The 22,476-nt window shown below is 66.7% G+C and carries 22 protein-coding genes, 1 tRNA gene and 1 pseudogene; 11 read left to right on the top strand and 13 right to left on the bottom strand.

The window, feature by feature from the left end; all coding sequences use genetic code 11:
* The first annotated feature begins 52 nt into the window (after window positions 1-52).
* The gene (locus FS388_RS11980) at window positions 53-1,090 is read left to right on the top strand and encodes an LLM class flavin-dependent oxidoreductase (RefSeq protein WP_146341617.1); all 1,038 of its coding nucleotides are present in this window, start codon (window positions 53-55) and stop codon (window positions 1,088-1,090) included.
* On the opposite strand, the gene FS388_RS11975 is transcribed toward FS388_RS11980, so the two are convergent.
* Both FS388_RS11975 and glnA read right to left on the bottom strand, forming a co-directional pair.
* Entirely contained in the window at window positions 1,075-4,083 is a 3,009-nt protein-coding gene (locus FS388_RS11975) for a bifunctional [glutamine synthetase] adenylyltransferase/[glutamine synthetase]-adenylyl-L-tyrosine phosphorylase (protein WP_146341616.1), read from the bottom strand. The two genes, FS388_RS11980 and FS388_RS11975, sit on opposite strands and share 16 nt — an antisense overlap.
* 25 nt (window positions 4,084-4,108) lie before the next feature.
* Window positions 4,109-5,449, bottom strand: a complete 1,341-nt coding sequence (gene glnA, locus FS388_RS11970) for a type I glutamate--ammonia ligase (protein ID WP_146341615.1) — start codon at window positions 5,447-5,449, stop codon at window positions 4,109-4,111.
* A gap of 81 nt (window positions 5,450-5,530) precedes the next feature.
* Between glnA and panB the strand changes: the two genes are divergently transcribed.
* Entirely contained in the window at window positions 5,531-6,406 is an 876-nt protein-coding gene (gene panB, locus FS388_RS11965; protein WP_146341614.1) for a 3-methyl-2-oxobutanoate hydroxymethyltransferase, read from the top strand.
* 18 nt (window positions 6,407-6,424) lie between these two features.
* On the opposite strand, the gene FS388_RS11960 is transcribed toward panB, so the two are convergent.
* Window positions 6,425-6,601: an SPOR domain-containing protein gene (locus tag FS388_RS11960; protein ID WP_146341613.1), complete on the bottom strand. Its 177-nt coding sequence runs from the start codon at window positions 6,599-6,601 to the stop codon at window positions 6,425-6,427.
* Window positions 6,602-6,671: 70 nt separating this feature from the next.
* Here FS388_RS11960 and map point away from each other — a divergent pair, with 70 nt between their 5' ends.
* The 6 genes from map to FS388_RS11930 all read left to right on the top strand — a co-directional run bounded on the left by map (window position 6,672) and on the right by FS388_RS11930 (window position 10,581).
* Window positions 6,672-7,562, top strand: coding sequence for a type I methionyl aminopeptidase (map, locus tag FS388_RS11955; RefSeq protein WP_146341612.1), 891 nt, complete (start codon window positions 6,672-6,674; stop codon window positions 7,560-7,562).
* Between the two features lie 14 nt (window positions 7,563-7,576).
* The gene (gene ppgK, locus FS388_RS11950; RefSeq protein ID WP_146341611.1) at window positions 7,577-8,449 is read left to right on the top strand and encodes a polyphosphate--glucose phosphotransferase; all 873 of its coding nucleotides are present in this window, start codon (window positions 7,577-7,579) and stop codon (window positions 8,447-8,449) included.
* 47 nt (window positions 8,450-8,496) lie between these two features.
* A tRNA-Val gene (locus tag FS388_RS11945) sits at window positions 8,497-8,570 on the top strand.
* Between the two features lie 117 nt (window positions 8,571-8,687).
* Window positions 8,688-9,107, top strand: coding sequence for a hypothetical protein (locus tag FS388_RS11940; RefSeq protein ID WP_146341610.1), 420 nt, complete (start codon window positions 8,688-8,690; stop codon window positions 9,105-9,107).
* A 103-nt stretch (window positions 9,108-9,210) separates the two neighbouring features.
* A complete protein-coding gene (locus tag FS388_RS11935) occupies window positions 9,211-9,435 on the top strand; it encodes a hypothetical protein (protein ID WP_146341609.1) in 225 nt (74 codons plus the stop codon).
* 129 nt (window positions 9,436-9,564) lie between these two features.
* A complete protein-coding gene (locus tag FS388_RS11930; RefSeq protein ID WP_146341608.1) occupies window positions 9,565-10,581 on the top strand; it encodes an MDR family oxidoreductase in 1,017 nt (338 codons plus the stop codon).
* On the opposite strand, the gene FS388_RS13360 is transcribed toward FS388_RS11930, so the two are convergent.
* Together FS388_RS13360 and FS388_RS13490 are read right to left on the bottom strand one after the other, a co-directional pair.
* Complete coding sequence (locus tag FS388_RS13360) at window positions 10,559-10,831, bottom strand: LysR substrate-binding domain-containing protein (RefSeq protein WP_168198707.1); 273 nt, start codon at window positions 10,829-10,831, stop codon at window positions 10,559-10,561. The two genes, FS388_RS11930 and FS388_RS13360, sit on opposite strands and share 23 nt — an antisense overlap.
* A gap of 58 nt (window positions 10,832-10,889) precedes the next feature.
* Window positions 10,890-11,408: pseudogene (locus tag FS388_RS13490) on the bottom strand (LysR family transcriptional regulator); the annotation flags it as partial.
* 69 nt (window positions 11,409-11,477) lie between these two features.
* Between FS388_RS13490 and FS388_RS11915 the strand changes: the two are divergent.
* Genes FS388_RS11915 through pepN form a run of 3 tightly spaced genes read left to right on the top strand, consistent with a single transcriptional unit; the run spans window position 11,478 to window position 16,185 of the window.
* Window positions 11,478-12,386 (top strand): DMT family transporter, encoded by a 909-nt coding sequence (locus tag FS388_RS11915; RefSeq protein WP_246836213.1) that lies wholly within the window; start codon window positions 11,478-11,480, stop codon window positions 12,384-12,386.
* Between the two features lie 40 nt (window positions 12,387-12,426).
* A complete protein-coding gene (locus FS388_RS11910; protein ID WP_146341606.1) occupies window positions 12,427-13,419 on the top strand; it encodes an aldo/keto reductase in 993 nt (330 codons plus the stop codon).
* Between the two features lie 60 nt (window positions 13,420-13,479).
* A complete protein-coding gene (gene pepN / locus FS388_RS11905) occupies window positions 13,480-16,185 on the top strand; it encodes an aminopeptidase N (protein WP_246836212.1) in 2,706 nt (901 codons plus the stop codon).
* Here the strand turns inward: pepN and tatC are convergent.
* The 8 genes from tatC to pafA all read right to left on the bottom strand — a co-directional run bounded on the left by tatC (window position 16,164) and on the right by pafA (window position 22,476).
* The gene (gene tatC / locus FS388_RS11900) at window positions 16,164-16,913 is read right to left on the bottom strand and encodes a twin-arginine translocase subunit TatC (protein ID WP_146341605.1); all 750 of its coding nucleotides are present in this window, start codon (window positions 16,911-16,913) and stop codon (window positions 16,164-16,166) included. The two genes, pepN and tatC, sit on opposite strands and share 22 nt — an antisense overlap.
* A gap of 100 nt (window positions 16,914-17,013) precedes the next feature.
* Window positions 17,014-17,265: a twin-arginine translocase TatA/TatE family subunit gene (tatA, locus tag FS388_RS13385; protein WP_146341604.1), complete on the bottom strand. Its 252-nt coding sequence runs from the start codon at window positions 17,263-17,265 to the stop codon at window positions 17,014-17,016.
* 47 nt (window positions 17,266-17,312) lie between these two features.
* Window positions 17,313-18,332, bottom strand: coding sequence for a YafY family protein (locus tag FS388_RS11890; protein WP_168198706.1), 1,020 nt, complete (start codon window positions 18,330-18,332; stop codon window positions 17,313-17,315).
* A 156-nt stretch (window positions 18,333-18,488) separates the two neighbouring features.
* Window positions 18,489-18,728 (bottom strand): WYL domain-containing protein, encoded by a 240-nt coding sequence (locus FS388_RS11885; protein WP_168198705.1) that lies wholly within the window; start codon window positions 18,726-18,728, stop codon window positions 18,489-18,491.
* Window positions 18,728-19,258 carry a hypothetical protein gene (locus FS388_RS11880; RefSeq protein ID WP_146341601.1) on the bottom strand — a complete coding sequence of 177 codons (531 nt, stop codon included), beginning with the start codon at window positions 19,256-19,258 and terminating at the stop codon, window positions 18,728-18,730. Before FS388_RS11880 ends, FS388_RS11885 begins: the two co-directional genes overlap by 1 nt.
* A gap of 7 nt (window positions 19,259-19,265) precedes the next feature.
* A complete protein-coding gene (locus FS388_RS11875) occupies window positions 19,266-19,667 on the bottom strand; it encodes an FKBP-type peptidyl-prolyl cis-trans isomerase (RefSeq protein WP_146341600.1) in 402 nt (133 codons plus the stop codon).
* Window positions 19,667-20,914, bottom strand: coding sequence for an FKBP-type peptidyl-prolyl cis-trans isomerase (locus FS388_RS11870; RefSeq protein WP_246836377.1), 1,248 nt, complete (start codon window positions 20,912-20,914; stop codon window positions 19,667-19,669). Before FS388_RS11870 ends, FS388_RS11875 begins: the two co-directional genes overlap by 1 nt.
* 71 nt (window positions 20,915-20,985) lie before the next feature.
* Window positions 20,986-22,476 (bottom strand): Pup--protein ligase, encoded by a 1,491-nt coding sequence (pafA, locus tag FS388_RS11865; RefSeq protein WP_146341598.1) that lies wholly within the window; start codon window positions 22,474-22,476, stop codon window positions 20,986-20,988.

Below are 22,476 nucleotides of genomic sequence, written 5' to 3'. Positions count from 1 at the left end.
CTCGGCCCACTCGGGGCGGAATGGCATCGGGCTCCATCCTGTTGGCCTCCATATGACTTCAGCACAACGCCCGCTCTCGCTGCTCGACCTCGCCAAAGTCACTGACGAGGAAACGATCGGCGAGGGCATCGCCCGATCTCTGCGCCTGGCCCAGACAGCAGACAGCCGCGGATACACGCGCATATGGTTCGCGGAGCACCACAACATGCCTCACGTAGCCTCATCGGCCACCTCCCTGCTGATTCAGCACATCGCGGCGAACACTCGAAGCGTTCGCGTCGGTGCGGGAGGAATTATGCTCCCCAACCACTCGCCCCTGGTCATCGCAGAGCAGTTCGGCACACTCGCTGAGCTCTACCCAGACCGCATCGACCTTGGGCTGGGACGAGCCCCGGGCACCGACGGAGCCACCATGCACGCGCTGCGCCGTGACGGCACCGAATCCGACCGGTTCAGCTCCGACGTGGTGGAGCTCTCCGGATATCTCACCGGAAGGTCCCGGGTGAAGGGCGTCAATGCCTACCCGGGCTGGCGGACCGATGTGCCGCTGTGGATCCTCGGCTCATCGCTGTACGGCGCCCAGCTGGCGGCGCAGCTCGGCCTTCCGTACGCATTCGCCTCGCATTTCGCACCCCAGATGCTGGACCAGGCAGCGCAGACGTACCGGCAGAACTTCGATGCCGCACACTCGCTCGCAGGCCCGGGCGCCGAGCCGCACTTCATGGCCGCTGCCAATGTCATCGCAGCCGATACGGAGCAGGAGGCCGCAGATCAGCTGCGAGCCGCGCAGAACGGGTGGATCAAGGCCATGCTGGGCAGGAACCGTGAGCTGACGGCGCAGGATGTCGAGGCGCTGCGCGACCATCCGGCGGGCCAGCAGGTCCTGGGCATGCTCAAGGAGACCGCAGCAGGCACTCGGGATGACGTCGTGGCGTGGTTGGACGCATTCGGCGACCGCGTTGAGGCGGACGAGCTGATGCTCGTCAACCTTGCCCCGGAGGAGGACGCCCAGCACCGCACTCTCGACCTGCTCGCTCCCTCTGAGCCCGCGCCGGACCAGCCTGAGACGCCGGCCTACTCGGTCGCGTAGAAGAGCCGCTCGAAGACTGCTCGAGCTCGGCGAGTGCTGCGCAGGTAGTGCTCCTCAAAGTCGGCTGCGCGTCCCGGCCCGAACCCGCACCAGCGCGAGACCGCTTCAAGGTCGCGCCGGGCACTGGGCAGCACGTCGATCGTTCGCAGACCCCACACCTTGTTCCCGGAACGGACCCGGGTGCACAGCTTCCACGCTTCGGCCAACGTGTTGGCGTCGATCGGGCTGAGCAGCTGGTCGTCGACGAGGGCGTCCAAGCCCTGGAGCGTGGATGATGTGCGCAGCCGGGGAAGCTCGTGAGCGTGCTGGAGCTGCATCAGCTGGACCAGCCATTCGACGTCTGAGAGGCCGCCCCTGCCCAATTTGACGTGACGATTGGGGTCCGCGCCCCGAGGCAGCCGTTCTGCCTCCACGCGGGCCTTGATCCGGCGGATCTCTCTGATCTCCGACTCAGTGGGCGCCGTGCCGTAGCGCACCTCATCCGCGACACGGACGAAATCAGCGGCCAGCTGAGAGCATCCGGCAATAGGACGCGCCCTGAGTAGAGCCTGACGCTCCCACACCGCGATCCAGCGGCGGTAGTACTCAGCATAGGAGTCAAGGGACCGTGACAGTGGGCCCTGCTTACCCTCGGGCCTGAGATCGGCATCGATCTGGAGCGGGCTCTCTCCCCTCACGGGTGGCTTCACCGGCGCTGACAGAAGCGCGGTCAGCCGCTGGGTCAGCTTCTTCGCCTGGCCGGCAGCCCCGGAGGGCTCCACACCCTCCTTTGCGCGATGGACGAAGAGAGCGTCCATATCGGACCCGTACCCGATCTCCTGTCCGCCCTGGCGACCCATGGCCACCACGAGGAAGTCGATCTGCTGACCGGACTCGCCGTACACCTCCTGCTCCGCAACGCGCAGCGCGCCCAGGGTGACCAAGCGATCCGCATCGGAGAGGGTACGCCCCACCTGCTCGGCAGTGAGAAGACCTACGGTGTCAGCGATTGCGGTCCGCAGAACCTCTCGCTGGCGGATCAGACGCACGAGTCGGACCCCCGCAGTGGGGTCCCCGCCCTCGCGCTCTGTGTGTCGAGCGAGCGAGTGCTGCGCCTCGGTCCACAGCGCCTCGAAGCTGCGCGGCGCGAGCCGCTCATCGTCTCCGAGCCATCGGGCGGCCTCCGGCGAGTGCTCCAGAAGGTCCGAGATGAAGCGTGAGCCCGAAAGAATGGCGGCCAGCCGCTCAGCGGCGACCGAGGAGTCCCGCAGCATCGTCATGTACCACGGGCTGCTGCCCAATGAGTCGGAGAGCCGGCGGAAGGCCAGCAGCCCCGCGTCGGGGTCGACGCCCTCGGCCAGCCACCCGAGCATGGCGGGCAGAACCCTTCGCTGCAGCTTGGACCTGCGGCTGACTCCTGACGTCAGGGCCTGGATATGCCGCACCGCGCCCGGTGCATCCATGTACCCCAGGGCTGCGAGCCTGGCCTGAGCAGACTCGGGCGAGAGTCGAACGTCTTCGTCAGACAGTGCGGCCGTGGTCGACAGCAGCGGGCGGTAGAAGATGCGTTCGTGGAAGCCGGTCACCTCGCGCGCAACGGCCTTCCATTCGTCGAGCAGTTCGCCGGGGGCCCGTCGGCGGGTCTCCTGAGGGCCTCGGACGGCATGGGCGAGGGCCCTCAGATCGGCCTCCTTCTCGGGCATCAGGTGCGTCCGGCGCATGTTCGACATCTGAATGCGGTGCTCGTACAGGCGAAGCCGACGATAGGCCGCAGACATCTCCTCGGCGTCATGGCTGGAAACGTACTCCCCGGTCTCCAGCGCCGCGATGGCCGAGACTGTGTCCCGCACTCTGAGGGAGGCATCGACACGTCCATGGACGAGCTGCAGGAGCTGGACGGTGAATTCGATGTCCCGCAGCCCGCCCCGGCCGAGTTTTATTTCCCGCGCCGCGTGGTCTGAGGAGATGTTCTCGAAGACTCGGCGCCTCATCGCTTGGACGTTCTCGACGAAGTTTGTCTGGGCGGAGGCCTCCCACACCAGCGGCCAGATGGCGTCCATGTAGTCCTCCCCCAGCGAGGCGGAGCCTGCGATGGGGCGCGCTTTGAGCAGTGCCTGGTACTCCCAGCCGTGAGCCCAGCGGGCGTAATACTCCTTGTGAGAGTCCAGGGTTCGGGACAGCGGGCCGTCTTTGCCCTCAGGACGGAGATTGGCGTCGACCTCCCAAAGCGCCGGCTCGCCCGAGTTGGCGCCGATGATGCGCGATATGCCGGCCGCCAGGTCGGCTGCGAGCGTCTGGGCGACGTCGTGCTCCATACCCTCGGGCGCTCGGTGCACGAAGATGACGTCTACGTCGGAGACGTAGTTCAGTTCGCGAGCACCGCATTTTCCCATGCCGATGACGGCCAGCTCCACCTCCGAGGCCTCCGGCCTGCGTCTGCTGAGCTCTTCGTGGGCAATGCGCAGGGCCACCTCGACTGCCGCGCCGGCCAGATCCGCGAGCTGACGCGAAGCCCTGGGCTGGAACTCAGCGGGGTCTTCGGCGATGAGGTCTTCGAGCGCGAGTCGGGTGAGCTCGCGGCGGTACGCCACACGCAGGGCGGTCCCCGGCTGCTCCGCTGTGCAGGCAGATGCCAATCGTGCGTGCAGCTCCTCGGCGGAGGGGTCGCGATGCTCACTCGCATCGGAGAAGGGGCGAGGGCCTTCGATGAGGAGATCGACGTGCTGGGGGTGCCGGATGAGGAACTCGCTGAGCGCCTGGGACGCTCCCAGCAGTCGGAGCATAGGAAGGGCTGCGGACTGACCTTTCCGGAAGAGCTCGAGAACCTCCGGCGCCCGTTCCGCGAGACGGATCAGCAGCAGCAGCGCCTGATCGGGGTCCGGTGCGCAGCGCATCTGCTCAACCAGATCCTCGGTGGGGATGGCCTCCAGCTGGCTGTCCGCCAGGAACCTCTTGGCACGGGCAGTGTCCTGGAACCCTGCTGCGATCAGTCTTCGAACAGATTGCTCCTGCATGCCGGGCTCCTCTCTGCGCGCGGTATCAGACCGCGCCGAGGTAGCTGCTCACCTCGAACGGCGAGACGTTGACCCGGTAGGCGTCCCACTCCTGGCGTTTGTTCCGGAGGAATATTTCGAAGAGCTGCTCACCGAGAATCTCGGCGACCAGCTCCGAGTCCTCCATCTGACGGAGGGCTTCGTGCAGGGTGCCGGGAAGAGGCTTGATGTCCATGGCGCGGCGCTCGGCCGATGTCAGCGACCAGACGTCCTCGCTGGTGGGGTCGGGCAGCTCGTAGCCCTCGCGGATGCCTCTCAGGCCGGCGCCGATCACCGCAGCATAGGCAAGGTATGGGTTCGCGGCGCTGTCGATGCCTCGGAACTCCACCCGTGCGGAGCCACCCTTGTTGGGCTTGTACAGCGGCACGCGCAGCAGTGCGGAGCGGTTGTTGTGGCCCCAGGAGACGTGGCTGGGGGCTTCTCCCCCTCCCCACAGGCGCTTGTATGAGTTCACGAACTGATTGGTCACGGCGGTGATCTCAGGGGCGTGCGTCAGAACGCCGGCGATGAACTGACGCGCCGTCGCAGAGAGGTTGAACTCGGTGTTCGCAGCGTAGAACGCGTTGGTGTCGCCCTCGAAGAGGCTGAAGTGAGTATGCATCGCCGAACCGGGATGATCGCTGAACGGCTTCGGCATGAACGTGGCGTACTTGCCGTGCTGGAGCGCCACCTCCTTGACGATGGTGCGGAACGTCATCATGTTGTCGGCCATGGTCAGAGCGTCCGCGTAGCGCAGGTCGATCTCGTGCTGGCCCGGCCCCACCTCGTTGTGGCTGAACTCCACAGAGATGCCCACTGCTTCGAGCATGTTGACGGTATGGCGCCGCAGGTCCTGGGACACAGACCCGGTCAGGTGGTCGAAGTAGCCGGCCTGATCAGCGGGGTGCAGGCTCCCGCTGCTGTCAGGGCGGTCCGAGTCCAGCAGATAGAACTCGACTTCTGGGTGGGTGTAGCAGGTGAACCCCATCTCCGCAGCGGCATCGAGCTGGCGCCTCAGCACGTGTCGCGGATCCCCCGCGGCCGGCTCTTCGTCAGGCGTCAGAACGTCGCAGAACATACGAGACGTGGGCTCGTCCTCTCCCCGCCAAGGAAGGATCTGGAAGCTGGAGGGATCGGGCTTCAGGAGCATGTCCGACTCGGAGATGCGTGAGAGTCCCTCGATGGAGGAGCCGTCGAAGCCCAGTCCTTCGCTGAAGGCTCCTTCGACTTCGGCAGGCGCCAGCGCCACAGACTTCAGGGACCCGACCACGTCGGTGAACCAGAGGCGCACAAACCGGACATCGCGCTCCTCGATGGTGCGCAGTACAAACTCCTGCTGGCGATCCATTGGCTCAAGCCTCCCTGCTGGGTGTTTCGTGCTATCGATCGTCACTCTACCCAAATGCGGAGACACAGTACTGTTGCACCCATGAGTTCCGAATCACCTTTGCATGGGGAGAAGACTCCTGCGGATCCTCAGACGGGGCAGCGCAGCGCTGAAAGAATCGCCCCCGCTCGCATTCGCACGCACCACCTGCTCCAGCTCAAGGAGGCTGGGCAGAGGTTCACGATGCTGACCGCCTACGACGGGAGCATCGCCTCAGCGTTCGAGGAATCTGGGGTGGAGGTGCTCCTGGTGGGAGACTCGGCTGCCAACGTGATGATGAAGTCGGGGACGACGCTGCCGATCACGGTGGACGACATGATGGTGTTCGCCCGGTCAGTGACCAACGCCGTGCAGCGCCCGCTGGTCGTGGTGGATCTTCCGTTCGGCTCGTATGAGATCTCTTCGCAGCAGGCTGTGGAGACGTCCGTTCGCTTCATGAAGGAGGCCGGCGTGCACGCGGTCAAGCTCGAAGGTGGGGCTGAGAGGGCCGAAGCCGTCAGGGCGATCGTCGACGCGGGCATCCCGGTCATGGGCCACGTAGGCTTCACCCCGCAGTCAGAGCACGCCATGGGGGGCTACCGCGTGCAGGGACGCGGCGAGGCTGGACAGAAGGTCATCGATGATGCGTTGGCCGTGCAGGGGGCAGGGGCGTTCGCCGTCGTGATGGAGATGGTGCCCGCCGACGTCGCCGCGGAGGCCGAGAGGCAGCTGACCGTCCCGACGATCGGCATCGGAGCCGGGAACGCCACCACGGGACAGGTCCTGGTGTGGCAGGACATGCTCGGGCTCAATGGTGGACGAGTTCCCCGGTTCGTGAAGCAGTACGCGGATCTGAGAGCGGTCGTTCACCAGGCAGTAGCCCAGTATCGCGAGGACGTCGAGTCGGGCGCCTTCCCTGCCGAGGAGCACTCCTTCTGACGCCTCCGGGACCGCCCGCTAGCCCTCTCGCTCCTCTTTGAGCATCTCGTCGTAGCTCTCGGACCGCTCATGAGCCTGCTCGAGCGCCTGCTCAGCGGCCTGCCGGCTGGAGTAGGGCCCCATGAGGTGCTTCCAGCTGGACCTCCGTCCCTCCTCCACCTCACCTGTGGTCACGTTGTACCAGTACTCAGACATGCGCTCAGGATACGCCCATGCCCTTCTGCGACGGGAATGCAGCGGGGCCGGAGCAGATAGGCTGTCAGGCATGTCACCAGCTGGTTCCGCCGCCCCTGTCGGCACGCTGACCAAAGGCACAGTCTCTCCGCGACGATCGGTGCCGCCGCAGATCCCACAGCCGGAGTACGTCGGAAAGCAGGCTCCCGAGAGCTACACCGGACCGGACGCCTTCGATCAGGCCACCGTCGAACGGATCCGAGCAGCCGGCCGGCTCGCCGCCGACGCGATGGTCGCGACCGGGAAGCTCATCCAGCCAGGGGTCACCACCGACGAGCTGGACGCGTTCGCCCATGACTTCCTGACTCAGCGCGGGGCATACCCCTCCTGCCTGGGCTACCGCGGCTTCCCCAAGTCCATCTGCACCTCCGTCAACGAAGTGGTCTGCCACGGCATCCCTGACTCGACCGTGCTGACCGACGGCGACATCGTGAACCTGGACATCACCGCCTACCTCGACGGTGTGCACGGCGACCACAACGTCACGTTCACCGTCGGCGAGGTCGATGAGGAATCGCGACTCCTCGTGGAACGGTCGCACGAGGCCATGATGCGGGGCATCCGCGCGGTCAAGCCCGGCCGTCCCATCAATGTGATCGGACGAGCCATCGAAGTCTACGCACGACGGTTCGGCTACGGCTCGGTGCGCGAGTTCATCGGCCACGGCGTGGGCCCCGCCTTCCACACCGGGCTGGTGATCCCCCACTACGATGCGGCTCCCGAATACTCGCAGCCGCTCGAGCCCGGGATGGTGTTTACTGTTGAGCCGATGATCACTCTGGGAACCCGCCAGTTCGAGCTGTGGGAGGACGGCTGGACGGCGGTGACGCGCGATCGCCGACGAACTGCTCAGTTCGAGCACACATTGGTTGTCACTGAAGACGGCGCAGAGATCCTGACCCTGCCCACCGAGAACGCCTGAGGAGAAGAGGGACCATGACCTCTGCTGCTGTGAATCGTCCTGCCGGGGGCGCCCCGGCCGCTGAAGCTCTCGGCCCGGCGAGCGCCGCGCTGAGGGATCTCCCGCGCTGCGCGATCGGCGTCGACGTCGGCGGCACAGGGATCAAAGGCGGCATCGTCGACCTCGAGGCGGGAGACCTCATCAGCAAGCGGGTCCGCTTCGACACGCCCCAGCCAGCTACTCCTGAGGCCGTGCGGGACACCGTGGACCGGGTGCTGCAGAAGCTCGCCTCCCACCCCGAGTGCCCCGCGGAGGAGCAGCTCGCGGTGGGAGTGACATTCCCGGCGATTGTGATCGATAACGTAGTCCTGTCCGCGGCCAACATCGATCCCTCATGGATCGACTGCGACGCAGGCCAGCTCCTGAGCGCCCTTCCCGGCAGAACAGCGTGCCTGAACGACGCGGACGCTGCAGGGTTGGCGGAAGCCCGCTACGGCGCCGGCGACGGCAAGAGCGGCACCATCATGATGATCACCCTGGGCACCGGGGTGGGGTCAGCCTTGGTCCATGACGGTGTGCTTGTTCCCAATTCTGAGCTGGGTCACGTGGAGCTCGACGGCGTGGTAGCAGAGACGGTGTTCTCCGCACGTGCCCGGGAGAGGAACCAACAGCCGTGGGACGAGTACGGAAAGGGCCTGGCTCGATATCTTGCGCACCTGTGGCGCATCCAACCGGTGTCTCAGTTCATCATCGGTGGGGGCATCTCCACTCGGGCTGATGACTTCCTTCCCTACGTGACGGGCCTGCGCGCAGAGGTGTCCGTGGCCAAGTTCCAGAAGAACGCAGGAATCGTCGGCGCTGCGCTCTTCGCAGCCGAACAGGCTCAGGCGGCAGGTCTGCGCGAGTAGCTGCTGACAGCTGCGTCTCCGCTACACTGGGTGACCGCATCCAGCACGCGCCGATAGCTCAGTTGGTTAGAGCACTGCGTTTACACCGCAGGTGTCGGGGGTTCGAGTCCCTCTCGGCGCACTCAAGAGCCGTGGCGATGTCTCGCACCTGTCCCCCACTGCTTCGAGCCCATACGCTCCCCTCAATGTGCACCGCCCGTACACCTGACTGCTGCGCGGGCGGGCGTAGAGTGCCGGCATGAGCACACACGGCACCCCTCTCGCCCGGTCCTCCTTCGCCCGCAGCTCGACTCGCATCGCACTTGGGGCCGCGCTGGTCGGCGCAGGTGTCAGCCACATGACGGTCGCCCGCGAAGAGTTCCAGGCCCAGGTGCCGGAGTTCGTTCCGCTGTCGAAGGACGCCACGGTCCTCGCCTCGGGCGTCTGCGAGGTCGGCTTGGGCCTCGCACTGGTGTTCCCCGGCAGGCATCGACGAACGGTGGGACGGGTCGCCGCAGGATTCTTCACGGCCATCTTCCCCGGCAACATCGCCCAGTGGTACCACCGGCGCGACGGCTTCGGTCTGGACACCGACCGAAAGCGCGCGATTCGTCTGCCCTTCCAACCGGCGCTCGTGGCCGGCGTGCTGTGGGCCACCCGCCCACCTCGCCTGCGCTGAAGCCCCCGAACGCACGCTGGAGGGTACGTGCGGGCAGCATCCAGGGGGTGCTCATCTCAGGCTGTGCATGATGTGGGGACCCCAATATCAAAGGAGTTCCAGCATGTTGCAGACGATTCACGATCTCGGCTTCCGCTCAGAGCACGCGTACAACGCAGCCCTCATCTCCGTGGGCGTCTCCGCAGGCAGCTGGGTCATCTCCCGCTTCGCCGGCGACGAGTCCAAGCCGCAGGCAGACCGGTGGGGCATCTTCGTCGGTCACTGGGCTCCCACCTTCTTCGGACTGGGCCTGGCCCTCTCGCAGCTGGAGAAGCGCGGCAAGCGCTGAGCGCGCCCTGAGCGTCTGACGCTGAGGCCCCGGTTCGCATATGCGGCCGGGGCCTCAGCGCGCCTGCCCTGCGGCGCGGAGCCCGCCCACCCATTTCCCCCCGAACGGGAAATCACTACAGTGGCGGACATGAGCTTCCACGCCGCAGTGATCGAGCAGGAGACCGAGAAGGGCAAGATCCTTCAGCACACAGCGGAAGTGAGGGAGCTGTCGGACGACTTCCTCAGCCCCCATGCCGTGACCATCGATGTCACCCACTCGGGAATCAACTACAAGGACGGTCTGGCCATTGCCGGCAAGCCCGGTGTCGTCCGCGCTTCACCGCTGATCCCAGGCATCGATCTGGTCGGCACCGTCGTCTCCTCCGAGGACGAGCGCTGGGCAGCCGGCGATCATGTTGTCCTGACCGGCGACGGCCTGGGTGAGACGCAGCACGGCGGCCTGGCCCAGAGGGCGCGGGTGTCCGGAGATCACCTCGTTCGGGTTCCCGAGAGCATCAGCCACTCTCGTGCCGCCGCGATCGGCACAGCGGGCTTCACGGCGATGCTTTGCGTCCTGGCCCTCGAGGACGGGGGCATAACTCCCGAGTCCGGCGACATCGTCGTCACAGGCGCCTCAGGGGGCGTCGGCTCCGTGGCCGTGGCGATCCTGGCGCGGCTCGGCTACCGCGTCACGGCCGTCACAGGGCGCGTGGAGGAGCATGGCGACTACCTGCGCGGCCTCGGCGCCGCCGACGTCATCCATCGTGAAGAGTTCGCCGACCCCGGAAAACCGATGCAGAAGGCCCGATGGGCAGGCGCCGTGGACAGCGTCGGCTCCACTCCCCTGGCAAACGTCCTCGCCCAGACGTCGAATGAGGGCGTAGTGGCTGCATGCGGACTCGCCGCAGGAACGGACCTGCCCACAAGCGTGGTGCCGTTCATTCTTCGCGGCGTGACCCTCAGAGGCGTCAACTCCGTGACACAGCCGCTGGCGGTGCGCGAACGCGTATGGCACCGGCTCAGCACGGATCTGCCCCTCGATCTCCTCGACCAGATGACCGAGACGATAGGCCTGAACGACGTCTTCTCGCAGGCTGAGAAGATCCTCGCCGGAGAGGTCCGGGGTCGAACAGCAGTTCGGGTCACTGAGCGAAAAGCCGGCTGAGAAGCACCTCCGCGGCCCCTACCAGCGGGTTCGGAGCCTGCTTCGGCCAGATCATCGATACCTGGGCGGTCGGACCTCCGGCGATCCTGAGGTAGCGCAGCCCTTCCGGGCGGTGCTGCTGTGAGGTTGCGGACGTCGTCACACCGATGCCCCGCCCCCCAGCCACGGCGTCGAGCCACGAGTCGGTGGAATCCACCACGAGTGCCGGTGGGGAGCCGGATGGCTCCCCACGCCCGATCCAGCGGCACATCCGACCCCGTATTGAGCACCAGAGGGCGGCCGGCGAACTCATGAGGGGCGACCTCGCCCCGGTCGGCCCAGACGTCGTCATCAGCGACCGCCACCATCAGCGCCTCCTCCCCCAACGCCGCAGACCCATACCGTCGCCCCTCGGGCACGGAACGCACCACCGCAGCATCGACGAGCCCTTCAGCCACCCCTGCGCTCGGGGCGCGGCCGTGCACCAGAACAAGATCCGACTCGGGATTGTCCCGCCGCCACAGCCGCTGCAGCTGCGGCGTGCGCCCCCCGGCAACGGTGGCGACGTAGCCGAGCCGCAGCTGCACGGCGCCTCGGGCGGTCTGCTCCGCCGCTGCGGCGAGCTGGAGCAGGCTTCGCACCTGGGGAAGCGCGCGCCGCCCCTCCTCGGTCAGGGCCGCCTCCCGGGGCATTCGACGCACCAGCTGGACGTTCCACGCCTCCTCGAGCGCCCGCAGCCTGCGCGAGACCTGAGCCTGCGAAATGCCCAGAGTGATCGCGGCGTCCGTCAGCGTCCCCTCGTCTGCGATCGCGATGAGGCACTGTGCGTGGCGCAGATCCCAATCCATACACTCAGCGTATAGCAGACAGAGTGCATGCATTATGCGCAACCGGACGTCTGACTGAGACTCGTGAGCATGAGCAGCGGACTCCAGGGACGCCCAGGGCGGGGCTTCACTATGATCGGTACCAGCGCAGCCAGCACCCAGGCGGGCGCAGCGATCGGATCGCTTGCTTTTCCCACCCTGACGCCTCTGGGTGTGGTGGCCGCGCGGCAGGTAGTTGCTGCGCTGGTCCTCAACAGCCTCGCCCGCCCCAGCCTGCACCGGCTCACCCGCGCCCAGTGGGGGCCCATCGCCCTTCTCGCCTTCTTCTTCGCGGGGATGAACACCGCTCTGTACACGGCTGTGGACCGGATCGGCCTGGGCATGGCGGTGACCATCGAGTTCCTCGGTCCGCTGGCCGTCGCCATAGCGGCCTCACGCCGAGCTCGCGACGTAGGGTGCGCCGCCATCGCGCTTCTCGGCGTCGTCCTGCTCACACGCCCCAGCCCGACCAGTGATTTCGTCGGCCTGGGCATCGCCCTCTTCGCGGCTGTCTGCTGGGCCGGCTACATCCTCACCAACAGGGTGGTGGGTCGGCGCGTCCCGGGGCTGACCGGAACGGCCGCAGCGACGATTCTCTCCTCCGTCATGACAGTTCCCTTCGCCATCGGAATAGTCATCAGCGTCCAGCCTCCGCTGGAGGCGTACCTGTTCGCCGCGGCGGCCGGCGTCCTGAGCACTGCTGTCCCCTATTCGCTGGATCTCATCGTGCTTCGTCACATCAGCCCGCTGGTGTTCGGGCTAGGCATGTCGCTGAACCCTCTCTTCGCCGCGCTCCTGGGGTCGGTCTTCCTCGCTGAGGATCTGCCCCTCATGGCATGGGCCGGAATCGGACTCGTCGTGGCCGCGAACGTGCTGATCATGCTGAGCATGCACCCGCCGCGGCTTCTGCGCAGACGCCGCCCGATGGACCTTCAGGCGGGCGGGACCACCCTGAGGTGACCCTGCGCAGAATACGCTCCGCCGGTGTAGCCTCCTGAGTATGGATACTCGCACTCTTGGAGGAACTGGACGCAGCGTCTCTGTCATCGGCCTCGGCACGTGGCAGATCGGCGGAGACTGGGGGGACGTCTCCGACGCTGATGCCCATGGGGTCCTGGACGCGGCGGCGGAGAGCGGCATCACCTTCTTCGACACCGCCGATGTCTACGGCGACGGCCGCAGCGAGCAGAGGATCGGACAGTGGATGAGGTCCAACCCTGACTGGAAGGGCACTGTCGCCACCAAGATGATCCGCCGCGCGCCGGAGCCGACCTTGGAGCACGCCACCCTGGAGAACTTCCGTGCATGGACCGACAGGTCTCGGAAGAACCTGGGCGTGGAGACCCTGGACCTCGTCCAGCTGCACTGCCCCACCGATGACGCCGTGTTCTCCTCGGATGCCGTCTATGACGCTCTGGACACACTCGTCGAGGAGGGGGCGATCGCCTCCTACGGAGTCAGCGTGGAGACCGTGGATCAGGCGCTCACAGCCATCGAACGGCCGAACCTGGCAACGGTGCAGATTATCCTCAACGCGTTCCGGCAGAAGCCCCTCGAGGCGGTGCTTCCCGCCGCCCAGGAAGCCGGGGTGGGAATCATCGCGCGTGTGCCCCTGGCCTCCGGCCTGCTCGCTGGGCGGTACAGCAAGGACACCACGTTCGCCGCCGACGATCACCGAAGCTTCAACCGGCGGGGAGAGGCCTTCGACGTCGGCGAGACGTTCGCCGGGGTCGACTTCGAGAACGGCGTCGAAGCTGCCCGCGAGTTCACGGAGATCGCCCGGGACACCGGGTGGCGCCCGCCCACGGCCGCCCTGGGCTGGGTGGCTCAGCAGTCCGGGGTCTCCACCGTCATTCCCGGCGCCCGCAATGCCGCCCAGGCGCAGACCAACGCCGAAGCCGGCACCATGAACGCGCTCCCGGAGAGATTCTTCGAGGCCGTTGCAGAGCTCTACGAACGGCGCATCAAACCCGAGGTCCACCACCGCTGGTGAGCCGCCGCGGTCCCACGGTGGGCGAGCTGCGCAGGCGGGTCAGGCCCGAGGCGTGCTTGAATGGCACGTATGACGCAGACGCCCGAAGCCCCAGGTGAGAACGCGAGCCGGCTCGATGACGACAACCTGACCCGCCACGAGGCAGCCGAACGCGCTGCCGCTGTGAGCGTGCAGTCAGTGACCGCCCATCTGGACCTGTCGGGGGCGGAGCGGCCCGCTGCGGCCACCTTCCCCGTGGAGGCGACTCTGCATATCACCTACGATGCATCGGCCAGCGAGCAGACTCCGTTCCTCGACTACCTCGGCGCATCGGTCGAAGCGCTGACGATCAACGGCGAGGACCGCGACGCCTCGACAGCCGCGGGGGACGCACGGATCCAGCTCGACGGCCTGGCAGACGGCGAGAACACCATCGTCGTGCGCGCCACATCGAGGTACTCCCGATCGGGCGAGGGCCTCCACCGGTACGAGGATCAGGACGGCAGCGTCTACCTGTACAGCCAGTGCGAGTCCGCCGACGCCCGGCGAATACTCCCGGTCTTCGATCAGCCGAACCTGAAGACCAGGTTCACCTTCAGCATCACCGGCCCCGATGCCTGGCTGCTGCGCTCCAACTCTCCCGTCTCATCCCAGGAGACGGCCGGCAAGGGCATGACGACGGTGACGTTCGCCGAGACCGCCCTCATGTCCAGCTACCTCATCGGGTTCATCGCCGGTCCGTACCATGAGGTGACGGACGAGTGGGCGCACCCCGATCGAGACCTGACTCTGCACCTCACGGTGCTGGTGCGCCGAGCCATGGCCGACCACCTCGACGCTGAGAACCTCTTCACCATCACGAAGCAGGGCCTGACCTTCTTCCATCAGGAGTTCGGGTACCCCTACCCGTGGGGCGGCGCCGAGCCCAACGCCGAGGGCAGTGCCCGCGGGAAGTACGAACAGGTGTTCGTCCCCGAGTACAACGCCGGCGCCATGGAGAACCCGGGCCTGGTGGTCTTCACCGAGCGGCTCATCTTCGACACCGCCGCCACGGAGGCCCAGCATGAGCTGCGCGCCAACGTCATCATGCACGAGATGGCGCACATGTGGTTCGGCGACCTGGTCACCATGCACTGGTGGGACGATCTGTGGCTCAAGGAGTCCTTCGCCGACTACATGGGCTCGCTCGCTGTTGACGAGGCCACGGACTTCGACACCGCCTGGGTCGCGTTCGCCAACGGTCGGAAGGCGTGGGCCTACGTCCAGGATCAGCTCCCCACCACCCATCCGATCGTCGCCGACATTCCTGACCTTCAGGCAGCGCACCAGAACTTCGACGGAATCACCTACGCCAAGGGCGCCAGTGTGCTCAAGCAGCTCGCCGCCTACGCCGGGCGCGACGCGTTCCGCCAAGCGGCCCAGCGATACTTCGCACGGCACGCCTTCGGAAACACCGGCCTCAGCGACTTCCTCAGCGTGCTCCACGAGACGACGGGCAAGGACATGCACGCCTGGTCACAGGCATGGCTGGAGACAGCAGGCATTCCGATTCTCGAGGTCGAGGTGTCCGAGGACGCGGTGAGCATCCGTCAGACCGGCACCGACCCGTCCACCGGCGGCCAGATCGCCCGCCCTCACGTGGTGGAGGTCGGACTGTACGTCCTCGACGATGACGGGCAGCTCAGCCTGCACTCCTCCGCCCCCGTGGAGATCAGCCCTGAGGCTCCCGACGGTCTCACACCGGTGCCGGGACTGGTGGTTCCCCAGGACCAGCCGCGCCTGGTCCTGCCCAACGATCAGGATCTCACCTATGCCAAGCTGAGCCTGGACCCGGAATCAGTCGCCGCAGCGCTGACTCTGCCGCTCAATGACCCACTGGCACGAGCGACGGTGTGGGCCTCCATGTGGTCCATGGTGCGCGATGGTGAGCTGCCCGCTCCAGAATTCATCAAGGCCGTGTCCGAGCTGGGTCTTCAGATACCTGAGGCGGCCGTGGTCTCCTCGCTGCTTCGCCAGGCAGACGCCGCTGCGGAGCGCTACACCCCGGCCTCTCATCGGCAGGATGTCGAGAGCCGGTTCGCCGCCCGGCTGGCGGAATTCATCGCGGAGCAGAACGGCGGGGATGCGCAGCTGGCTGCCGCAAGGACATTGGCGTCCCTCTCCCTCAGGCATGGATCCCAGCTGGACCTGCTCGCGGGCCTTCTGGACGGCGAGGCCTCCGCGCACGGAATCCTGGGGCTGGAGATCGACGAGCAGCTGCGGTGGGCGTTCCTCCAGGCGCTCGTGGCCCACGGCAGAGCCGCGCAGGAACATGTGGATGCTGAGCTTGAGGCGAAGCGGACAGCCCGCGGGGCGATCGCCCACCGCATGGCACTGGCATCCCGACCGGAACGCAGGGTGAAGGATTCTGCCCTCCAGCAGGCCCTTTCGGGCACGGACGAAGATGGCCAGGAGCTTTCCAACGATCATCTGTCAGCTGTCATCGACGGATTCGGGGCCGACCCGCAGAATCTCACCTCCGGCTACGAGCCCGAGTACTTCGCCTCGCTGAACCGCGTGTGGGGCTCCATGACGCTCGGGAACGCTGGTCGTGTGGTCCGCGGCCTGTTCCCGTCAGTCGCGCACCTTGAGCCGGGCCAGACGGCCTCCGAGCATCCGGCGGCCGTCCGCACTGCCGCCTGGCTCGAGGAGAATCCGGACGCCCCGCGTGCACTGCGCCGGCTGATCCTGGAGGAGCAGGACGCACTCCTGCGCAGCCTCAGCGCTCAGGCGAACGTCGGGTCCTGAGCCTGCCTCTTCGACTTACGACGGTCCAGCAGCAGCGTCAGACCGATCGCCAGGCCGAAGAGCAGGCACAGGGGCGCCATGATGATGAACATGGTGATGACCTCGCCTCCAGGCGCGGCGATCGCAGAGATGACGGCGATGAGCATGACCACCCATCGCCAGGAGCGCAGAATCTGGCGGCCGGAGACCAGACCCATCATGTTCACCCCGACGAGCACGACCGGCAGCACCATGGCAGCGCCGCAGGCGAGGAACAGGTGCAGCACGAACGTGAAGTAGACATCCGGGGCGATGAAGTTGGTGGTCCCCTCGGGGTTCAGCGCGAAGAAGAACCGGATCGCCTGGGGCAGCACTGTATAGGCCAACCAGATGCCCGCCAGGAACAGCGGCACTGAGGCTGCGATGAATCCGATCGCGTAGCGCTTCTCCGTCTTCCGCAGGCCAGGCATGATGAATGCCCAGATCTGGTAGAGCCAGACCGGTGACGAAATGACGATGCCGGCGAACACTGCAATCCGGACCAGCATGTCTAAGGGCTGGCCGACCGCGTTGAAGGCGATGGCAGCCTGGCGGGATTCGTCGTCGGCGGCATAGCTGAGGACCGGCTCTGCGATGGCGGAGAAGATCCAGTCGTAGAGGAAGCCTCCGGCGACGGCGCACAGCACCACAGCTGCGCAGGAGATCAGCAGGCGATTGCGAAGCTCTCGGAGGTGATCCTTCAGAGCCATACGCCCCTCGGGATCCCGGCGTGATCGCCTCTCTCTGGGCGAACGGTCGCCGGCTCCGGGAGCCGCACCGGCTCGACGTTCGGAGGCTGCGGTCATCCGCTCAGCGCTGGTCGTGGCGCTCAGACTCCGGGGCGGGCCGCGCAGTGCGCTCCCCGTCGATCACGCGTCCCTCGACCGCCGGCGACTCGTCGCCGCGCCCCTCAGAGGCAGTGTCGTCCTTCTTGAACTCTTTGACCTCGTCCTTGAAGATCCGAGCCGACTGGCCCATCGACTTGGCCAGCTTGGGCAGCTGGCTGGCGCCGAAGAGCAGCAGGACGATCAGGAGAACGATGAGCAGGTGCTGCCAAGACATGGTGCGGCCTTCCTTTCTGACGTTCCGGCCATTCTACGCCGCTCAGCTCAACGCCGAGCTTCGTCGCCCCCTTGGGCGTCGCGCAGCTGCTGCTGGGCGCGGGCGTACACCTGCTGGCGCAGCTCTCGGGGCTGGAGCACCTGAATATCCCCGCCTGCGGCGACGACGTACCCGACGGCGGCCTCAGCACTGCTGAAGTGGGTGCCGATGGTCACCGTGCCGGACTTCTCGCGATGAATGCGGGAAGGGGCGAAGCGCTCCGCCGTCCCGGCGGCCGGGGGCGAGAATCTGAGGACCACGCTGATGGACTCGTCCGTGCGCGGAGCAAGGGCCCGCGGCGCCGCGGTCCGCGCAAGGGCGTCTGCGCGTTGGCTGCGCAGCACGTCAGGCAGCGTCTCGATCTGTTCGATGCGCTGGATCCGGAAGAGACGCTCCCCCTCCGCCTGTCGGCACCACGCACGAACATAGACGCCGGGGCCGTCGTGAACGATCTGCACGGGTTCGATCACGCGTTGGGTCCTGCTGCCGGCGGCGTCGCTGTAGCGAATCCTGACGCAGAAGCCGCCGGCCGCTGCGGCACGGATGCTTTCGAGGGACACGTTCTCCGCAGAGGTGCGGGCCAGGGCCATGGAGTCCGCTGCGCTGACGAGCTCCGGGGGGACGACCCCAGCGATCTTGCGCCTCAGGCTGCGCACGGCAGGCCCTGTGCCGCTGTCGTCCGGCGCGCTCATGCGTTCCAGCGCCTGCAGCGCCATGAGCACGCCGAGCGCACCGTAGCGCGTCAGAGACACCGGACGGGACATGGTGTCCACCGCCGTGCCGGCCGGGCCGGTGAGCCTCACGGGAATGTCCCGGGAGAGATAGTCGCTGCGGAAGCGCTCAGGCTCCAGCGGCGGAAGCGGGTGGACCTCGAGGTAGTCGCCGGAGTAGCCGTCGCCGAAGGTCCCCGCCATACCGAGCGACAGCAGGTCCCGGTGCAGCTGCTCGGCGGTGATGCTGAACCGGCGCATCAGATCGGAGGGCCGCAGCTGCTGACCGCTGAGAAGCACGGCGGCCATGTTGATCACGCGATCCACCTTCGCCCCTGCGGCGTCGGCGGGCCGCTGCGCCGCAGCCGGGCGAAGTCTCGGTGCTTTGGGGGCAGAGCCTTCGTGCGCCGCCAGCACACCCGTCAGGACGGTGCTCAGGCTCTCATGCTCCGGGGATGTCGGCGAGAACCCGTGCTATGTCCTCCTGCGCGTCCCCTGCCGCGGCGGCTGCAGCGTCTGCCGCGGCACGGTGCTCGGGGTCATCCTTCTCAGCGGCCGGATGTGGGAGTGGATCCGGTCCATGCGGAAGACTCGATGAGCTTCCTTGTCGAGATCGAACCCGTAGAGGTACCAGTGGCCGCGGACTCCGGCCCCCAGGCCCACGATGCGGCGCTCGGTCGGGCTCGAGCTTCCGCGTCCGGTGTAGTGGAACATCAGCGCCCCACCCATGCCGATCGCGGCGAGCTCCAGGAGACGGTCGATCTCCTGCTCAGAGCCGATCGATGTCTGAAGCGACACGGGGGCGCGCTCAGCGCAACGTCATCCTGGGGGTCAGCCTCGGGAATGAGTGCCCAGAGGGCGTGCTGAAGGCCGCGGATATTGGATTCGGCGAAGACAGCGTGAGCCTGTCGCAGCACGAGCCGCTCCGCGGGCTCCAGCCGCAGGTCCGGAAGTCCGTACTGGTCCGGGTCGATGCTGTAGCGGTAGTCCCCTGCGCTGCTGATCTCGGTCAGCGGAACTCCGGTGGCCCGCAGGTACTCCTTGTCCCGGCCGAACATCCGCTCGAACGAGTCGTCGTCCTGCCCGGAGGCTCTGAGCTCTATGTAGCTCTCAACCCGTTCTCGGAGCTCGCCGCGTGTGATCCCGGCGCGGCCGGCGTCCAAGACGGTCTTGGCGACCGAGAGTGCCCTGACGACGCCGTCGTCGGCCTGCTCCTCCTGCACCGCTTTGGGCCCGTCTGTCACGCGCGTGTCAGTTCTTCTCCACCCGCATGAGGTCGACCACGAAGATGAGGGTTTCATTCGGGCCGATGGCCGCGCCGGCGCCCTGCTCGCCGTAGGCAAGGTGGGGCGGGATCTCAAAACGCCGACGGGCGCCTTCCTTCATCCCGATCAGGCCCTGGTCCCATCCCTGGATGACCTGACCGATGCCAGCAGTGAAGTCCAGCGTGTGGCCGCGGTTCCAAGAGGCATCGAACTCTTCGCCCGTGGAGAAGGCTACGCCCACGTAGTGGCAGGCAACCATGTCACCCGGTGCCGCCTCGGGACCGGAACCGGGGATCAGCTCTTCGATGACCAGCTCCTCCGGGGGCGTCTCCCCCGGGAAGTCGATCATGGGTTTGCTGCGGTCGTATGCGCGTTCCCCAAAAGACATCAGTCCTGGTCCTCCTCGTTCTCGTCTTCGCTCTCATCGGCGTCCTCGTCGGCTGTCTCCTCGGCGTCGCCGACGAACTGCTCCAGCTCGTCGATCGATTCGACGCCGAGCTGCGCCGCGAGCATCTCCAGCTCCTCGGCCGAGATGCCCATCTCATCGGCCAGCTCCTCCAGCTGCTCACGCTCCTCGTCGGAGAGGTCCAGCTCCTGGGGGGCGGGCTGCTGCTCCTGCTGCTCCTGCTGCTGGGCCATCACGTCGCTGACGGTCTCAGCGTCGATGATCTTGACCAGGTCGACGACGAAGATCAGCGTCTCGTCCGGGCCGATCGCCTCACCCTGACCGGACTCTCCGTAGGCCATCTCGGGCGGAATCACCATCAGGACACGGTCACCGACTCGGTGACCCGGAATGCCCTCATTCCAGCCCTCAATGGCCCCCTGCTGGGTCATGGCTGAGACTTCCTCATCGAGGGAGAATTCGAAGGGCTCGCCGGGCTGTCCGTCTTCGCTCCACGAGGAATCGAACTCCTCGCCCTCGGACCAGGTCCATCCACGGTACTGGGCGAAGACGTAGTCATCCTCACCGATCTCGTCGCCGTCACCTTCGATCAGCACCTCGGTGCTCAGGTCCTCCGGCGGGTCAGCCAGCTCCTCCTCCGCCAGGTCAGGGGAATCTCCGACGGAGGAGTCGATCTCAGGAAGGTCCCCGGACTGCTCGGCCTCTTCGCCGTCGGCGTGCGCCGGAGCCTGGCCCTCCAGGTGGAAGATGTAGAGGGAGTTCTCCTGGCCCTCTGCCGCCTCCGCGGGACCGGCCTGCAGATAGACCGCCACATCAGAGCCGATCGTCACGCCGTCGGCGCTGAGCGCCTCTCCGATGAACTGGTTCTGGCCCTCGGTTCCGAGGAACGCCGGAAGCGGCAGATACGGGGTCAGATCCTGTTCATAGGAATCCTGAAGGACCGTGCCGTCCTCGGGGTCCACGGCCACCAGCTGGTAGTCCAGCAGGGAGTCCTCGGAGACCTGCTCCCCGTCGCCGGCGTTCACCACGCGCGAGGCGTTCTCCTCGAGCTCAATATCGTCATGTATCAGGACCTCAGGGGCGCCTTCATCCTGAGGAGAGACGTCGACCCCGGAGAGCGCGTCAGCATCGCCGAGGCCATCGCCCTCAGCGTCGCCGCAGGCGGAGAGGACGAGAAGCGCAGCAGTGCTCAGCGCAAGGCTTTGGGAGGTCAGGCGAGACGTAGGCATCACCGAGGAACTGTACCTTGGGCGCGCGGCCTCAAGCACGCTGTCGACGGCGCTTTACGCCCACCGCAGATTCACGCTGCCGGAAGCCCCGCCTGCTCATCCGTCTCGCTGCGGACATACAGATCGGTCAGCGCCAGCGACGCTGCTGTGCCGTCGCGCTCATCGATGCTGCGCCGCCGCAGCTGACGCTCCCGATCCCCAAGCTTGTCAAGAAGAGCGTCTACACGAGCATCGGCCGAAGCGAACGGATCCTTGAGCATGATGGCCTCCAAGGGCCGGTCCACCAGCTTGTGATGGACCCAGTCGGTCTGCGCCTCCGCCCCGAAGGCCCGCGCGGCGGAGAGGAACTCGCCGCGCAGGGCCGCCCGGGTCGGCGGCGGGGTCACCATCGCCTGGCGCACCTGAGCGGGCGTGGTGACATCAGTGGCCCGTGCTCGCCGCTGCAGCAGATGGAAGAGGCCTCGATCCGGGCTCACATCGTGATACGCCATATCGACCTGTTCGAGCTTGGGATGGTTGAGGCCGATCCCCTGCCGCGCAGCGATCTCATCGACGAGCCGCTTCTTGATCGCCCAGTCGATGTCACGGTCGACCAGGCTGTGATCACCCGTGGCAACGGCCTCGAGCGTGCGCTCCCACAGCTCAAGGACAGAATCCACGTGCTCATGGTGGGCTCCGCGTTCAGCGACGAACGTCTTGGCCCTCTCCAGCAGGCCCCTCTGGATGGCGACCGCGCTCATCGGCTCAGCACCACGGATGCGAACCTGGGCGGTGCCGCTGAGGTCGTGGCTGATGTGACGGATGGCCCCGATCGGGTTCTCCATCTCGTAGTCGCCGATGGGAACTCCCGCCTCGATCATGCGCAGCACGAGGTCGGTGGAGCCGTAGCGCAGCAGGGATGTCGTCGTCGACATGTTCGAGTCCCCGACGATCACGTGCAGCCGCCGGTGCTCGGCCGCATCCGCGTGCGGCTCGTCGCGGGTATTGATGATGGGCCGGGAGCGGGTCGTCGCCGAGGAGATGCCCTCCCACATGTGGTCAGCTCGCTGTGAGAACGCAAAGTGCGCCTCGCGGGTCTCATCCGCCGGCACCACTCGCCCCGCACCGGTCAGGATCTGGCGGGTGACCAGAAACGGAAGCAGAATCCCTGACAGGCGTCTGAAGTGTGTGGTGCGCGGAATCAGATAGTTCTCATGGCTGCCGTATGAGTTGCCTGCCGAGTCCACGTTGTTCTTCAAAACGTAGACGGCTCCGTCGAAGCCGTCCTCTGCGATCCGACGCTCGGCCGCCTGAGCGAGATCGTGCATGATGACTTCGCCGGCTCGGTCCGCGGCAATGAGATCAATCAGATCTGAGCACTCCGCGGTCGCGTACTCGGGGTGAGAGCCCACGTCCAGATACAGCCGAGCACCGTTGGGGATGAAGATGTTCGAGCTCCGGCCGAACTCGACCACGGGACGAAACAGGTACCGGGCGAGCTCGTCTGGGGGCAGTCCTCGTCCGCTGGTGGGCCGATGCGTGATGCCGAACTCGGTCTCTACGCCTATGACGCGGCGATCCAC

The organism is Nesterenkonia sp. NBAIMH1 (genome assembly GCF_007922635.1).
Classification (GTDB): Bacteria; Actinomycetota; Actinomycetes; order Actinomycetales; family Micrococcaceae; genus Nesterenkonia; species Nesterenkonia pannonica.
This window is presented reverse-complemented; position numbering and strand designations above follow the sequence as displayed.